The organism is Variovorax sp. 770b2 (genome assembly GCF_900115685.1).
Taxonomy (GTDB): domain Bacteria; phylum Pseudomonadota; class Gammaproteobacteria; order Burkholderiales; family Burkholderiaceae_C; genus Variovorax.
Genome location: NZ_FOXJ01000001.1, coordinates 3008828 through 3024019 on the forward strand (window position 1 = coordinate 3008828; position 15192 = coordinate 3024019).

Genomic DNA, 15192 nt, shown 5'->3' on the forward strand with positions numbered 1-15192 from the left:
GGCATCAGCCGATGCGCCAGGCCTGCGTCCACAGGGCCAGGCCGTCGAGCGCTTCGTCCAGCGCTTCTTCGCTCGATCGGCCGCTGCGCTTGGGCACGCTGAACGAGTGATCGGCGTCGTCGATTTCCATCGATGTGGCCAGTGCCCCCAGGCCGCGAAGCACGGGGCGCATCTGCTCGGGCTCCGCGAGCTTGTCGCGCGTGCCGTGCACGAAAAGCATCGGCACTTCGACGTCGTGCAGGTGGGCGGCGCGATCGATGGAAGGGGCGCCAGCCGGATGCAATGGAAAGCCGAGAAAGATCAGGCCCTGGACGCCCGGCAGGGGGTCGAGCGCCTGGGCTTGCGAGGTCATCCGGCCGCCAAACGACTTGCCGCCGGCGAAGAGGCGGACGCCCTCGAAATGCTGCGCGGCACGCCCGACGGCCGCTCGCACGGTGGCGTGGGCAAGCGCTGGCGAGTCCACCCGCTTGAGGCCTTTTTCCATGTACGGGAACTGGTAGCGCAGCGTCGCGATGCGCCGCTGTGCAAGGCCCTCGGCCACGGCGGTCATGAACGGGTGCGCCATGCCCGCGCCCGCGCCGTGCGCAAGGACGAAGCAGGCTTCGGTGTCCGCAGGCGCTACTGCCAGCGCTGAAACATCGATGTCGGGTGCGACGGAAATTGCGATCTGCTCTGTTTTCATTCGGCTTGTCGGCTTTCGCGTTTCTTCTGGGCCAGCTGGCGCCGGCGCTCGGCTTCGGCGAGCGTCCTGGCCTTGTCGTGGCCATGCTCGGCGACCGAGAACGCCTTGCTCGCCGTGCCCTTCCCCGCGGTGTAGGTGATGGCCATCCAGTAGCCCGGGTGCTTCGGCCGGGGCGACTTGAAGGTCACGCCGGAAATTCCGCTGCGGTTGTTCTTCCGGACGATTTCGGACTTCGAGCGTTTCGCGGGCAGTTTGGCAGTCGAACGAGGGGGCGCCTTGCGGATCGCTTCCTCGGCGGGATGCACCTTCGCCAGCCCCGACATCTGCTCCAGTTGCCGGCCGCGCTCCCGGATCGCCATCGACCGCGCGGCGCTTCCCTGGTCGCTCGCGAGAAACAGAGCCCGCAGTATCTGGTCATGGGCCAGGTAGGTCTTGGCCAGCCATCCCAGGATCTTCCCGCTGGGCGTGAGCAGGCGGAACACCCCGGGTATCCCGGTCTTGTTGTTGGGCCGGACCTGCTCGGCCCGGGAGCGGCGCGTGGGCGGCGGCAGGCTTTTCACGACCGCATCGCGCCAGCGTTGCGCATGCGCGAGCGCCGGCGCGATGCCGCCGTAGCTGGCCCGGCCGAAACTCTCGCGGTGCCGCACGCCGGCCCTGACGATGGACACCTCGAACCCCCAGGGCCTGATGTAGATGCCGTACATCCCGGCTGGGTTCGGAACCCCTTTGGGCATACCTGGAAAGCTCCGCTCCGTGTTTTGGTTACGTATGGTAATAAATAACGGGCGGTGGCCCCGTGTGAATGTTGGGCCGTGATCCGACAAGGCACGGGCAGCGCGGCAACGTACATTTCTGGCTCGGGGCATCGCCCGCGGCCGATGCTCAAGGACGGTTTGACGCCGGTGCGGCGTATCGTTCCGCAAATATCATCGAGATCAACCACTTAGCGATTCATGAAAATAGCCACCTGGAACGTCAATTCCCTCACGGCCCGCCTGCAGCATGTGCTCGACTGGCTGATCGCCAATCCGGTCGACGTGCTCTGCCTGCAGGAGCTCAAGATGACCGACGACAAGTTCCCGCTGGAGGTGCTCAAGTCGGCCGGCTACGAGGCTGCGGTGTTCGGACAGAAGACCTACAACGGCGTCGCGATCCTGAGCCTTGCGCCGGTGGGCGACGTGGTGAAGAACATCGGCGGCTTCACGGACGAGCAGTCGCGCGTGATCGCCGCCACCATCCAGACGCCCTCGGGCCCGCTGCGCGTGGTCAACGGCTACTTCGTGAACGGACAGGCGCCGGGCACCGACAAGTTCGAATACAAGATGAAATGGCTGGACGCCTTGCGCGAATGGCTGCGGCAGGAACTGGTGGCGCATCCGGACCTGGTGCTGCTGGGCGACTTCAACATCGTGCTGGAAGACCGCGACAGCTTCGACCCGGTGGGCCTGAAGGAAACGATCCACCACACGACCGAGGAGCGCAACCACTTCAAGGCGCTGCTCAGCCTGGGGCTGACCGACAGCTTTCGCATGTTCGAGCAGCCCGAGAAGAGTTATTCGTGGTGGGACTACCGCATGCTCGGCTACCAGAAGAACCGGGGCCTGCGCATCGACCACGTGCTCGTGAGCGCGCCGCTGGTGCCGCACGTGAAGGGCTGCATCATCGACCGCGTGCCGCGCAAATGGGAGAAGCCGAGCGACCATGCCCCCGTGGTGCTCGACCTGGACCTGGGCGCCTGACCGTCATGAGCGGCACGTCCTCCTTGTCCGATCGCACCTTGCCCCGGGCCGGCCGAGTCCTCGCGGTCGTCGCCATCTCGCTGGCGCTGGGCGCCTGCTCGATCCTCAAGCCCGCCGAGAAGACCGAAGACGGCAAGAGCGCCACCTCGCCCACGGACGAAGCGGCGCCCGCCCGCAGCGACGTGCCGACGGTGCGCCTGATCACCGCGCAGACGCCCGCCGTGCGCGCCTACCGCAAGACCGGCGCGCGCCACATCTACAAGGCGTACGCGAACCGGATCTACAAGGGGAAGATTCCGCCGCTGGTCTATGCCGTGGTGGTGGTCGAGACCGACATCGACGCGGACGGCAAGGTGAACAACGTGACCTTCAGCCGCGTGCCGAGCCATGCGCCGGAAGTGCCGCCGATGATTGCCGAGCTCATCAAGGCGACATCGCCGCTGCCTTCGCCGGGCAAGCTGGGCGGCCACACGTATGTCGATACCTGGCTCTGGGACAAGAGCGGGAAGTTCCAGCTCGATTCGCTGACGCTGGGCCAGAGAAGCCGATAGTCCCGAGGCGCGGCGGCCCCGGGGCCGGCGTTCACTCGATGCCCAGTTCCTGGATCTTGCGGGTGATGGTGTTGCGCCCGATGCCCAGCTTCTGAGCGGCCTCGATGCGGCGGCCGCGCGTGTTGGCCAGCGCCGTGAGGATCAGGCGCGATTCGAAGCGGCGCGAGAGCGCATCCCACACGTCGGTGCGGCCGGCGGCCAGCAAGGCCTGGGCTTCCAGCTCGAGGCCGCTTTCCCAACTGCTCACGCCCACAGGCGCTTCCACGGCCTCAGGGGCGGCGGAGGCCGACACCGATTCGCGCTCGATGCCCGGCAGCGGCGCAGCCAGCGGTTGCGCGGCAACGGCCACCGGTGCAGCCGCTTCGGCCGCATGCGTGTCGACGCTGACCGCCATCACCTCGGGCGGCAGGTCCTTGGTTTCGATCAGCTGCGCGGGCGCCATCACGGTCAGCCAGTGGCAGATGTTCTCGAGCTGGCGCACGTTGCCCGGGAAGCCGAAAGTCGCGAGCTTGACGAGCGCTGCATCCGAAATCCGCTTGGGCTCGACGCCGAGCTGGCGCGCGCTCTGCTGCAGGAAATGGCGCGTGAGCGCGGGCACGTCCTCGCCGCGTTCGCGCAGCGCCGGCAAGCGCAGGCGGATCACGTTGAGGCGGTGGAACAAGTCTTCGCGGAAGCCGCCGAGCTTCACGCGCTGCTCCAGGTCCTGGTGAGTCGCCGCGATCACGCGCACGTTGGCCTTGACCGAGTTGTGGCCGCCCACGCGATAGAAGTGGCCGTCGCTCAGCACGCGCAGGAGGCGCGTCTGCAGGTCGAAGGGCATGTCGCCGATTTCGTCGAGAAAGAGCGTGCCGCCCTCGGCCTGCTCGAAGCGGCCACGCCGCATGGTCTGCGCGCCGGTGAACGCGCCGCGCTCGTGGCCGAAGAGCTCGCTCTCCAGCAGGTCCTTGGGAATGGCGGCGGTGTTGATGGCCACGAAGGGCCCGTTGGCGCGCGGCGAGTGCTTGTGCAGCGCGCGCGCCACCAGTTCCTTGCCCGAGCCCGATTCACCGGTGATGAGCACCGTGACGTTGCTTTGCGAGAGCCGGCCGATGGCGCGGAACACGTCCTGCATCGCGGGCGCCTGGCCGAGCATTTCGGGCGCGGCCACCATGCGCTCTTCGGAGACTTCCTCGCGCTGGCTTTCGTCGACCGCGCGGCGGATGAGTTCGACTGCGCGCGGCAGGTCGAAGGGCTTGGGCAGGTATTCGAAGGCGCCGCCCTGGAAGGCGGAGACGGCGCTGTCCAGGTCGGAGAACGCCGTCATGATGATGACGGGCAGGCCGGGATGCTTGGCCTTGATCTTGTCGAGCAAATCGAGCCCGGAGCCGCCGGGCATGCGGATGTCGCTCACCAGCACCTGGGGGCCCTGCTGCTCGTCTTCGCCGGCCTGCTCCAGCGCGGCCAGCACTTCGCGTGTATTCGTGAAACTGCGCGTGGGCAAGTCTTCGCGCAGCAAGGCCTTCTCGAGCACGAAGCGGATCGATTGGTCGTCATCAACTATCCAGATCGGCTTCATGCATCTCCTTGTTGCCGTGCTGCGCTAGGGCAGCGGTATCAGTATCTTGAAATCGGTTCGGCCCGGGACGCTGTCGCACTCGATCACGCCGTGATGCTGTTGCACAAAAGTTTGCGCAAGGGTCAGCCCGAGGCCCGTTCCGCCTTCCCTGCCCGATACGAGCGGGTAGAAGATGCGGTCCTTGATCGTGTCCGGCACACCCGGTCCATTGTCGATTACATGCAATTCCAATGCCAATCGATACCACTGCTTGTTGAATATCACCTGGCGGGCGATGCGGGTCTTGAAAGTGATCTGCGCATCGCCCGCGGCACGGCGCTCCGTCAGGGCCTGCGCGGCGTTGTGCACGATGTTGAGGGTGGCCTGGATGAGCTGCTCGCGATCGCCGCGGAACTCGGGGATCGACACGTCGAAGTCGCGCTCGATGTGCAGGTCGCGCGGAAACTCCGCAAGGATCACCGAGCGCACGCGCTCGCAGACCTCATGGATGTTGACGTCGCCCACCACGTGCGGGCGGCGGTGGGGTGCCAGGAGGCGGTCGACCAGCGTCTGCAGCCGGTCGGCCTCGTGGATGATGACCTGCGTGTATTCGATGAGGTCGCGCGACTCCACCTCCATCTGCAGCAGCTGCGCCGCGCCGCGGATGCCGCCGAGCGGGTTCTTGATCTCGTGCGCGAGGTTGCGAATGAGCTCCTTGTTCGCCTGCGCCTGGTCGATGAGCCGCTCTTCGCGGTCCTGCCGCACCTGGTGCTCCAGCGGCGACATCTCGATGATGAGCTCGCCCGTCTTGTCGCCGTGCGCGAGCGTGACCTGCACCGGCATCAGCTCGTGGTTGACGCGCCGCAAGAAGGCTTCGTAGCGCAGCGTGGCGAAGTCGTTGCTGCTGGCGCCGTCGATGGCGGTGCGCAGCACCTGCGGCTCGTGAAAACAGGCGCCGAACTGCGAGCCTTCGAGCGTGCGGCGCGAGGTGCCGAGGGCGTCTTCGAGGCCCGCGTTGGCGAACAGCACGGAGCCGTCGCTGTTGACCACCGCGATCAGCGTGGACAGCAGGTCGAAGGTCTGAAAGCGCGTGTTGGCGCCGACCGCCTTCTTCCCGAATGCCATGCGTTATTTACTGGTTACTGGGGCTTGTTGGTGGGCAGCCGGCCGATTTCGCGGCGAATGCCTGCGATGTCGCTCTCGTTGCGCGCCAGCTCGGCCTTCATTTCGGCCACGCGATCCAGGTACTTCTGGTAGTTGCGGCCTTCGCTGCCCTGCTTCTCGGGCTCGCCGTTGTTGAAGTCCTTCTGCAGCTCGGCCTGGCGGGTCTCGGCCTTCTTGAGCTCGGACTCGAGCACCGAACGGGCCTCGCCGTCACGGGCGCGCTGGTCGACGCCTTCGACGCGCGGGCTGCCGGCCGGCGCGCGTGCGGCGGAAGAGCCCGAGCCGCCCGACGACTTCGTCGTCGTGCCGCCGCCGCCCTGGACGACGGTGACGTTGCCGCCCTCCATGACCTTGCAGCCCTTTTGCTGGGCGATGGTGGCGTTGTTGGTGTATTCATTGCCGCAGCGCCACACGCGCTCCTGCGAGGACGCCGGCAGGGCGGCCAACAATGAACCGGCCAGGAAAATGAGAGAAGCAGTCTTCATGTGAATCGGTGGGTGGCGCAACAAAGGCGCATTTTCATGCAATTCGAGGCCACCGGTGACAAGATGTTCCGCGCCAAGGAAAAAGGACGGCCGGAGCCGTCCTTTCGTCTTACTTCCCCGTGAGGGGCCGCTTTACAGCGAGTAGTACATGTCAAACTCGACCGGATGGGTCGCCATGCGGAAGCGCGTGACTTCCTGCATCTTCAGCTCGATGTACGCGTCGATGTACGAATCGGTGAACACGCCACCCTTGGTGAGGAACGCACGGTCCTTGTCCAGGTATTCCAGCGCCTGGTCCAGGCTGTGGCACACGGTCGGGATCAGCGCGTCTTCTTCCGGCGGCAGGTGGTACAGGTCCTTGCTGGCGGCTTCGCCCGGGTGGATCTTGTTTTCCACGCCGTCCAGGCCGGCCATCAAGAGCGCTGCGAAACCAAGGTACGGGTTCATCAGCGGATCGGGGAAGCGCGCTTCGACGCGGCGGCCCTTGGGGTTGGCCACGAACGGGATGCGGATCGAGGCCGAGCGATTCTTGGCCGAGTAGGCCAGCTTCACCGGGGCTTCGAAGCCGGGCACCAGGCGCTTGTAGCTGTTGGTGCCGGGGTTCGTGATGGCGTTCAGGGCGCGGGCGTGCTTGATGATGCCGCCGATGTAGTGCAGCGCGAAATCCGAAAGACCTGCGTAGCCGTCACCTGCGAACAGGTTCTTGCCGTCCTTCCAGACCGACTGGTGCACGTGCATGCCCGAGCCGTTGTCCCCGACGATGGGCTTGGGCATGAAGGTGGCGGTCTTGCCGTAGGCGTGGGCCACATTGTGGATCACGTACTTCTGCAGCTGGACCCAGTCGGCGCGCTGCACGAGCGTGCTGAACTTGGTGCCCAGTTCCATCTGGCCGGCGTTGGCCACTTCATGGTGATGCACTTCGACCGGAATGCCGAGGGCTTCGAGCACCAGGCACATTTCCGAGCGCATGTCCTGGAAGCTGTCGACCGGGGGAACCGGGAAATAGCCGCCCTTGACTGCGGGACGGTGGCCGGTGTTGCCGTGCTCGTATTCCTTGTCGGTGTTCCACGAGGCTTCTTCGGAATCGATCTTCACGAAGCAGCCCGACATGTCGTTCTTCCAGCGAACGCCGTCGAACACGAAGAATTCGGGTTCCGGACCGAAGAAGGCGGTGTCGCCCAGGCCCGAAGCCTTCATGTACGCCTCGGCGCGCTTGGCGAGCGAACGCGGATCGCGCTCGTAGGCCTTGCCGTCTGCCGGGTCGATCACGTCGCAGGTCAGGATCAGCGTCGTTTCTTCGAAGAAGGGGTCGATGTTGGCGGTGTTGGGGTCGGGCATGAGCTGCATGTCCGAAGCTTCGATCCCCTTCCAGCCAGCGATGGACGAGCCGTCGAACGCGTGGCCCGAGGTGAATTTGTCTTCATCGAAAGCCGAGACCGGCACGGTGACGTGCTGCTCTTTGCCACGGGTGTCGGTGAAGCGGAAGTCGATGAACTTGACCTCGTTTTCCTTGACGAGCTTGAGTACATCGGCGACGGTCTTTGCCATCAGTTTCTCCTGAGTTGGATGGTGGTTTGGGATACGGGAACGAAGGATGCAGTTTCTGTGCCATTGTCACCTCATGGATTGAGGCTTTCTCGGCAGATGCACCGCTTAAATACAAACGGGAATTCACCAAATTGGTGCAATGACTTTTAGCGCACCAATTCTGGGCCAAGCTTGGCATCGAAAGTGTGCAACCCTTCGATCAGCTGGGTATACGCCGCATCGAGCCGGCCCGGGTCGCCTTTGACGCCCAATTCGATGTGCCGACCGTATGTGGGGTGATCGACGCTGGGCAGGCTGAACACCTTGATGCCCGCGTGCGCCTCCTCGATGGCCTGCATCAAGGGCGTGAGGGTGGCCTCCATCGCACCGAAAACGATCACCGACTTCTCGGCGATCGCGTTGCGGGCGAAAAGATCGGCGTAGCGGCTGTCGAGCACCGATTCGATCATCGGCCAGGCCATGACCGGGAAACCCGGCACGAAATGCACGTGCTCGACGCTGAAACCCGGGATCTTGTTGTACGGGTTGCGGATGATCGATGCGCCCTCGGGGAACACGCCCATGTTCAGCCGGTGGATGTTGTCGGGCCGGTCGGGCTCGTAGGGCACGCCCTGCTCCTTGGCCGTGTCCTGCATGCGCTCGCGGATCAGCACCTCGGCCTCCGGGTGCAGCGCGAGCGGCACGCGCAGGGCCTTGGCGGCGCACTGGCGGGTGTGATCGTCGGGCGTGGCGCCGATGCCGCCGGTCGAGAACACGATGTCGCCCGAAGCGAAGGCGCGCATGAGCGCCGCGGTGATGCGCGTGGGTTCGTCGCCCACGTATTCCGCCCAGACCAGTTGCAAACCGCGCGCGGCGAGCAGTTCGATGACCTTGGGCATGTGCTTGTCGGCGCGCTTGCCGGAGAGGATCTCGTCGCCGACGACGATGAGACCGAATGCGCGTGTCATGGTGAACCCCATTGAGAAAGAGCGGCCTGGTTGGCCTCGGCCGCCTCGAGGGCGGGCGTGCCGCCTTCGGCCGAAGCCAGCGCCGCGGCGCGCTGCGTGCGCAGCTGGGCCAGGGCATCGAGGCAGTAGTGTGCGAACCAGAGTGCCGAGAAGGCGAAGACCAGTGTGTAGATCCAGATGGCGATCGGCACCAGCACGAAGAAGGCGGCGGCGAACAGCAGGCCCGACGCCCAGACGATGCTCGGCGCGGCGCCCAGGTAGCCGCAGAGCACGCCGATGCACAGGAGCGGCAGCCGGTGCGCGCGCAACAGCGTGGCGCGCTCCTCGGGGCTCGCGTGCTCGGCCAGCGCATCGAAGCTCATGACCCGGTAGGTGAGCCAGCCCCAGATGAGCGGCGGAAGAATCAGCACCAGCGGCGGAATGAGCCAGAGCGGCATGGAGACCACCAGCGCCACCAGCGCGAGAAGGGTCACGCCCAGCGAACGGGCCACGCTGCCGAGGAAGGAGGCGCCCTTCTTCTGCTCCAGCGAGGGAAAGCGGCGTTCGCCCACCAGCTTGGTGAGGGCCGGCGACATCAGCCCCGCCACGATCAGCAGCGACACCACCACGATCAGCGGCGTGGCGGCGAACACCACCACCATCGAGGCCAGCACGGAGGTGACGTCGCTGGAGAAAAGCCGTCCGATCCAGGCCCAGAAGCTGGAGAGCAGGGGCCAGGCGTCGAGTGCGCCGCGCGTCCAGGTCACGGCCGAATCCCAGTAGAAGTAACCGAGGCCGGCCGCCAGCACCACCATCAGGCCCAGCGGCAGCAGCGACAGCACGATCACGCGCGGCAGCATGCAGTAGGCGACCGCGCGCCAGAAGGAGTCGAGGAGCAGGCGCATGAGGCAGTGAGGATAACGCCTCGGATCGGCCCCCTGGCGATTCCGTCGGCGATTCAGCCGCGGCCGACCATGCGCTTGAGGCCCAGCCACTGCTGCGCCCAGAAGCCCCGGCCGTACTCGCGCACGCGGCCGCCCTCGTCGGGCTCGACCTGGTCGCGGATGCCGGTCGGGTCGTAACGGTCCTGGAAGTTCGCGGTGCGAAACAGCATGTCCCACCAGGGCAGCAGCACGCCGAAGTTGTGGCCGCCCAGCGTGCTTTTGCCGTGCGATTCGTGGCCGAGGCCGATGCTGTGGTGCAGCCGGTGGAAGCGCGGGCTGATCCACAGCCGCTCGCCGATGGCGCCGAAACCCAGCTTCAGGTTCGCGTGCTGCAGGCTCTCGCTCAATTGCGTGAAGGCGACGAACGCGATGAACTGCCCCGGCGCCACACCGATCAGCTGCGCCACGATGACGATGAGCGTGTCGTGGATCACGTCGTCGAGCAGATGGTTGCGGTCGTCGCTCCACATGGTCATCTGGCGCTGCGAGTGGTGCAGCGAATGCAGGCCCCACCACCAGTTGAACCGGTGCTGGCCGCGGTGGATCCAGTAGCCGACGAAGTCGAGCACCACCAGGTAGATGGCAAAGGCCACCACCGGCACGTCGGTCACGCCGGGCCAGACCTCATCGAGGTGGAAGGTGCCCCACCCCGCCGTGCGCAGGCTCCCCAGCGCGTCGTCGAAGAAGGGCTGCAGCGTGAAGAAGAGCGCCAGGCGAAAGAGGCCAAGCCGGTGGATCAGCGTGTAGAGCACGTCGATGCGGATCGCGTGGCGGTCCACCACCGGCTCCACCGCGCGCCAGCGCTGCAGCGGCCCGATCACCGAGAGAAGCACGACGATCTGGATGAAGCCGACCAGCAGCCAGCCGGTGGCGTCGAAGGCGTCTTCGGTCCAGCCGCCCAGGCCGACGGCGTACACCAGCGGCTGCACGGCGGTCTCGAAGAACCAGCCCTGCAGCGCGGAGAAAACGTCAGTCAGCCAATCGATCACGGCACGGACTCAGAAGGTGTGAATGAATTCGACGTGCCCGAGCAGCTCGCTCAGGCGTGCCCGATCAAGGCGCAAAGCGCAGCCATAGCTCGGGCTATGGCGAGCATTTGCAACGCCGAGCGGGTGTGTCTGAGCGGGCTGCTCGGGCATGGCGGATTCGTTCACACCTTCTCAGGGATGGGATGCGATCCAGGCGCGGTAGTCGGGGTGCTGGCGCAGGGTCTGGAAGCAGAAGCCCTTGGCCTTCAGGCCGACGATCAGCGGCTCCAGGTTGGCCGGCGCCCATGGGTCCTTGCGCGACCAGATGCCCAGGTGCGCGAGCAGGATGTCGCCGGGGCGGATGGTGTCCAGCGCCTGGGTCAGCAGCTTCTCGTTGCTGAACTTCTCGCTCGGCAGCTCGTCGCCGAGGAAGCCGGCAGGCGCCCAGCCCACGTACTCGAAGCCGCAGGCCTTGGCGGCCGCCAGCAGCTTGGGCGAGGTCTTGCCGCCCGGCGCGCGATACAGCGGCAGCGGCTTCTTGCCGGTGATGAGCGCCAGGCGGTCGGAGGCCTTGCTGATGTTGGCGCAGTACTCGGCGGCGGTCCAGGTGAACTCGCGGCCGGCGAACGCGCCCGCCGAGGGCTTCACGCGGAAGGTCGGCGTGGTGCCCTTCAGATCGGCGCGCCAGTAGGTGTGGTCGTAGGTGTGCGAGGCGAACTCGTTGCCCTCGGCCGCCCTCGCCTTCCACCACGGCGCCCAGTGGTTGTCCAGGCTGTCGCCGTCGGTCGTGGTGCGCTCGGCCGCGGCAAAGAAGGTGACGCGCACGTCCTGGCGCTTGAGCACCTCGGCCACCAGCGGCGCAATGCCCATGTGGCCGGTGTCGAAGGTCAGGTAGACCGGCTTTTCGCACGTACCGCCCTGCGCCCAGGCGGCTGGCACGACGGCAACCGCCATCGCCAGAGCGACGGCCCGGCGGGCGCGGCTAGATGCGCTTGGCATGGTCGAGGGTCCAGACGCCGTGGGGCGAACGGCCGACGTTGACTTGCCGCACCACCTTCTGCGTGGCCAGGTCGATCACCGAGAGCTTCTTGGCCCAGCGCGAGGTGACATAGAGCGTCTTGCCGTCGGCCGAGACGTCCATGCAGTCGGGTCCGCCGGGCACCGCGTAGGTGGCGCTCACCTTCAGCGTCGCGATGTCGATGCGGCTGATGGTGTTGGCCACGCGGTTGCTCACGAACACGCTCTTGCCATCGCCGGCCGAGCGGAACGCATGGGCGCCCTTGCCGGTGGGAATCTTGCCGACCAGCTTGGGCTCGGCGCCGGCCACGTCGAACACCTGCACGCCGTCGCTGCCGGTCAGGCCCACCAGCAGGGTCTTGTCGTTGTGGATGCCGTAGATGTCGGCCGGCATGGCGCCGGTGGCCACGCGCCAGCGGATGGCCTGGGTGGGCAGGTCGATGGCGATCATCTCGTCGCTGTCCTGCATCGTCACGTAGGCGATGGTGCTGGTGTTGTCGATCCAGATGTGGCTGGGCGTCTTGCCCGAGGCGATGCGCTTGGCCAGCTTCAGGTCCTTGCCGTCCCAGCGGTAGATGTCCACGTGGTTCAGCCGGTTGCCCGCGGTGACGAACCACTTCATGTCGCGCGAGAACTGCAGCTGGTACGGATCGATGATGCCGTAGACCACCCGCTGCACTTCGGCCGTCTTGGGGTTCAGGAAGGTCAACGAATCGCCCGCCGAATTGGCCACGATGACCGACCTCTCGTCGGGCGTCATGTAGATATGGTGCGGCTCCTTGCCGGTGGGAATGCGCAGCTTCTCGGTCCAGTCGACCGGATTGATCACGCTGACGTTGGCGTCCAGCGAGTTGAGGACAAAGATCGGGGGGAGTTCGGGCGGTGCAGCGGCGGCGGTCGCATGGACCAGCAGGGCTGAAAGGGCTGTCAGGGAAGAAAACAGGAAGGCCGCGATGCGGCCGTTCGGGCGGGCTGGGAGTCGCAAGGGAAGGTTCCGGGAAAGAGCTGAGGATCTTAACGGCCAGCCCTGAAGGCTGGCTGACCGTTTCGGCGCTCTTTCTCTCCCCTTCTTGCCTCTACTTTGGTGGTTTCGCGGGCTTGGTCGGCGCACGCAGCGCCGCGACCTCTTCGGCCGTCAGCCAGCGCCACTGTCCCGGCGCCAGCTCCTCGGGCAGCGCCAGCTCGCCGATGCGCGAACGGTGCAACCCCTCGACCCGGTTGCCCACCGCGGCCAGCATGCGCTTGACCTGGTGGTACTTGCCCTCGGTGAGCGTGAGCCGCAGGTGCAGCGGGCTGTCGGATTCGCAGGCGGCCGCGCGCACCGGCTTCGGGTCGTCGTCCAGCACCACGCCGGCCAGCAGCTTGGCGATCTGCGCCTCGTCCACCGGGTGCTTGGCCGTCACCTCGTAGACCTTGGGCACGTGGTGCTTGGGCGAACCCATCTTGTGGATGAATTGGCCGTCGTCGGTCATCAGCAGGAGGCCGGTGGTGTCCTGGTCGAGCCGGCCGATGGCCTGCACGCCCTGCACGGCGCCCTTGTTGGGCCGAAGGCGCAGCGGCGAAGGCAGCAGCGTGTAGATGCTCGGGTAGGTCGAGGGCTTCTGCGAGCACTCGGTGCCGGCCGGCTTGTGCAGCATCAGGTAGGCCTTCTCGTGGTAGGCCCACCCGGTGCCCTGGACCGTGAAGAGCAGGCCCTCGGGGTCGAGGTCTTGGAAGGGGTCGTCGACCACCGCGCCCGCGATGGTCACGTGGCCTTGCTGGACCAGCCCCGCGCACACGCGTCGCGTGCCGAAGCCCTGGGTGTAGAGAATGTCTTGAAGATGCATGAGAAATGAAAAAGCGGCCGCGCCTGCAGGGGCACGACCGCCTTCGAGTTTGCCGCAGGATCAGTAGCCTGCCGCGAGACCCGTGTTGCGACGGGGATCGTTGGCGCCGTAGAAGCGGTTGTTGGCCACCGGCTTGCCACCGAGCGACGGTGCGCCGACGATGATCGCCGCGAGATGGTTGGCCGGTTGCGGCACGGCCAGGTTGTGGCCCATGTCGGTCAGGATCTTGCGGGTGTCGGGGCTCAGCGCGTAGGTCTCGACATTGGTCAGATCGGGCAGCCATTGCTGGTGGAAGCGCGGCGCATCGACCGCCTCCTGCACGTTCATGCCGTAGTCGATGGCGTTGATCATCGTCAGCAGCACGGCCGTGATGATGCGGCTGCCGCCCGGCGTGCCGACGACCATCACGGGCTTGCCGTCCTTGGTCACGATGGTCGGGCTCATCGAGCTCAACGGACGCTTGCCGGGAGCGATGGCGTTGGCCTCGCCCTGCACCAGGCCGTAGAGGTTGGGGACGCCGATCTTCGAGGTGAAATCGTCCATCTCGTCGTTCAGCAGCACACCGGTCTTGGCGGCCGTGATCTTGGCGCCGAACCAGTCGTTCAGCGTGTAGGTCACCGACACCGCGTTGCCCCACTTGTCGGCAATCGAGTAATGCGTGGTGTTGCTGCCTTCATGCGGCGCGACGCCGGGCTTGATGTCCTTGGAGACACCGGCCTTCTTCGGATCGATGACCGCGCGGATCTTCTCGGCATAGCCCTTGTCGAGCAGGCGCTCGAGCGGGTTCTTCACGAAGTCGGGATCGCCCAGGTAGCTGTTGCGGTCCACGTAGGCGTGGCGCATGGCTTCGATCTGGTAGTGCACGGCCTGCGCCGAGTGGTAGCCCAGGTCCTTGAGCGGGTAACCCTCCAGGATGTTGAGCATCTCGCAGATGACCACGCCGCCCGAGCTGGGCGGGGGCGCCGACACGACGTGGTAGCCGCGGTAGTCGCACTCGACGGGCGCCAGTTCGCGGGTCTTGTACTGGTCCAGGTCGGCCTGCGTGATCAGGCCCTTGCCGGCCTGGCTCGAGGCCACGATGGCATTGCCGACCCAGCCCTTGTAGAAGCCGTCCGGGCCCTTGGCACTGATTTCCCTCAAGGTCTTTGCCAGATCCTTCTGCACCAGCTTCTGGCCGGCCACGAAGGGCTCGCCCTTGTTCAGGAAGATGGCGCCCGACGCGGCGTCTTCCTTGAAGTCGGCCGTGGCGGTGTTGAGCAGGTCGATGTCGCCCTGCTCCAGCGCAAAGCCCTTGTCGGCCAGCTGGATCGACGGGGCGAGCAGCGCAGCGCGCTTCATGGTGCCGTACTTCTCGCGCGCGTACTCCATGCCCGAGACGCTGCCGGGCACGCCGACCGCCAGGTGGCCCTTGGTGCTCAGGCCCTTGATGACGTTGCCGTCCTTGTCCAGGTACATGTTGGCCGTGGCGCCCAGCGGGGCCTTCTCGCGGAAGTCCAGGAAGGTCTTGCGGCCGTCGGCCAGCTGCACGGTCATGAAGCCGCCGCCGCCCAGGTTGCCCGCCGCCGGGTACACCACCGCCAGCGCGTAGCCCACGGCCACCGCCGCATCGACCGCGTTGCCGCCGCGCTTGAGCACGTCGACGCCGACCTTGCTTGCCAGGTGCTGCGCGCTCACGACCATGCCGTTCTCGGCCGCGACCGGGGCCTGCGAGGCCGCCTGCGACGCGCCCGCCGCCGTCAGCGCGAGTGCGGCCGCGACGGCGGCGCGCAGTGTCGGGGTCCAGTGGAATTGCTGCATGGGAAGTCTCC

Annotated in this window: 15 protein-coding genes; 2 read left to right on the top strand and 13 right to left on the bottom strand. The window is 66.3% G+C overall.

From position 1 onward, the window contains the following. Nucleotides 1-4: 4 nt before the first annotated feature. Entirely contained in the window at nucleotides 5-682 is a 678-nt protein-coding gene (locus BM133_RS13950; RefSeq protein ID WP_093434466.1) for an alpha/beta hydrolase family protein, read from the bottom strand. Then, a complete protein-coding gene (locus BM133_RS13955) occupies nucleotides 679-1386 on the bottom strand; it encodes an AP2 domain-containing protein (RefSeq protein WP_093434467.1) in 708 nt (235 codons plus the stop codon). The genes BM133_RS13950 and BM133_RS13955 overlap by 4 nt, the downstream gene beginning before the upstream one ends. A gap of 249 nt (nucleotides 1387-1635) precedes the next feature. Between BM133_RS13955 and xth the strand changes: the two genes are divergently transcribed. After that, nucleotides 1636-2421, top strand: coding sequence for an exodeoxyribonuclease III (gene xth / locus BM133_RS13960; protein WP_093434469.1), 786 nt, complete (start codon nucleotides 1636-1638; stop codon nucleotides 2419-2421). A 5-nt stretch (nucleotides 2422-2426) separates the two neighbouring features. Further along, nucleotides 2427-2972, top strand: a complete 546-nt coding sequence (locus BM133_RS13965; RefSeq protein ID WP_093434470.1) for a hypothetical protein — start codon at nucleotides 2427-2429, stop codon at nucleotides 2970-2972. Between the two features lie 31 nt (nucleotides 2973-3003). On the opposite strand, the gene ntrC is transcribed toward BM133_RS13965, so the two are convergent. The 11 genes from ntrC to ggt all read right to left on the bottom strand — a co-directional run bounded on the left by ntrC (nucleotide 3004) and on the right by ggt (nucleotide 15181). Beyond that, entirely contained in the window at nucleotides 3004-4527 is a 1524-nt protein-coding gene (gene ntrC, locus BM133_RS13970; RefSeq protein ID WP_093434472.1) for a nitrogen regulation protein NR(I), read from the bottom strand. A gap of 24 nt (nucleotides 4528-4551) precedes the next feature. Next, nucleotides 4552-5631: a nitrogen regulation protein NR(II) gene (glnL, locus tag BM133_RS13975; protein WP_093434473.1), complete on the bottom strand. Its 1080-nt coding sequence runs from the start codon at nucleotides 5629-5631 to the stop codon at nucleotides 4552-4554. Between the two features lie 14 nt (nucleotides 5632-5645). Next, complete coding sequence (locus tag BM133_RS13980) at nucleotides 5646-6155, bottom strand: hypothetical protein (protein WP_093434475.1); 510 nt, start codon at nucleotides 6153-6155, stop codon at nucleotides 5646-5648. A gap of 132 nt (nucleotides 6156-6287) precedes the next feature. Continuing rightward, nucleotides 6288-7703, bottom strand: a complete 1416-nt coding sequence (gene glnA, locus BM133_RS13985) for a type I glutamate--ammonia ligase (protein WP_093434476.1) — start codon at nucleotides 7701-7703, stop codon at nucleotides 6288-6290. 146 nt (nucleotides 7704-7849) lie between these two features. After that, nucleotides 7850-8650: a competence/damage-inducible protein A gene (locus BM133_RS13990; RefSeq protein ID WP_177224799.1), complete on the bottom strand. Its 801-nt coding sequence runs from the start codon at nucleotides 8648-8650 to the stop codon at nucleotides 7850-7852. Beyond that, nucleotides 8647-9534 carry an EI24 domain-containing protein gene (locus BM133_RS13995; protein ID WP_093434479.1) on the bottom strand — a complete coding sequence of 296 codons (888 nt, stop codon included), beginning with the start codon at nucleotides 9532-9534 and terminating at the stop codon, nucleotides 8647-8649. The genes BM133_RS13990 and BM133_RS13995 overlap by 4 nt, the downstream gene beginning before the upstream one ends. A gap of 53 nt (nucleotides 9535-9587) precedes the next feature. Beyond that, nucleotides 9588-10562, bottom strand: coding sequence for a sterol desaturase family protein (locus tag BM133_RS14000; RefSeq protein WP_093434481.1), 975 nt, complete (start codon nucleotides 10560-10562; stop codon nucleotides 9588-9590). A gap of 171 nt (nucleotides 10563-10733) precedes the next feature. After that, nucleotides 10734-11540, bottom strand: a complete 807-nt coding sequence (locus BM133_RS14005) for a polysaccharide deacetylase family protein (protein ID WP_093434482.1) — start codon at nucleotides 11538-11540, stop codon at nucleotides 10734-10736. Next, on the bottom strand, nucleotides 11524-12543 hold the full coding sequence (locus BM133_RS14010; RefSeq protein ID WP_093434484.1) for a YncE family protein: 1020 nt from the start codon (nucleotides 12541-12543) through the stop codon (nucleotides 11524-11526). The genes BM133_RS14005 and BM133_RS14010 overlap by 17 nt, the downstream gene beginning before the upstream one ends. A 91-nt stretch (nucleotides 12544-12634) precedes the next feature. Then, nucleotides 12635-13384, bottom strand: a complete 750-nt coding sequence (locus BM133_RS14015) for a pseudouridine synthase (protein ID WP_093434485.1) — start codon at nucleotides 13382-13384, stop codon at nucleotides 12635-12637. Between the two features lie 60 nt (nucleotides 13385-13444). Then, a complete protein-coding gene (ggt, locus tag BM133_RS14020) occupies nucleotides 13445-15181 on the bottom strand; it encodes a gamma-glutamyltransferase (protein ID WP_093434487.1) in 1737 nt (578 codons plus the stop codon). Between the last annotated feature and the right edge of the window lie 11 nt (nucleotides 15182-15192).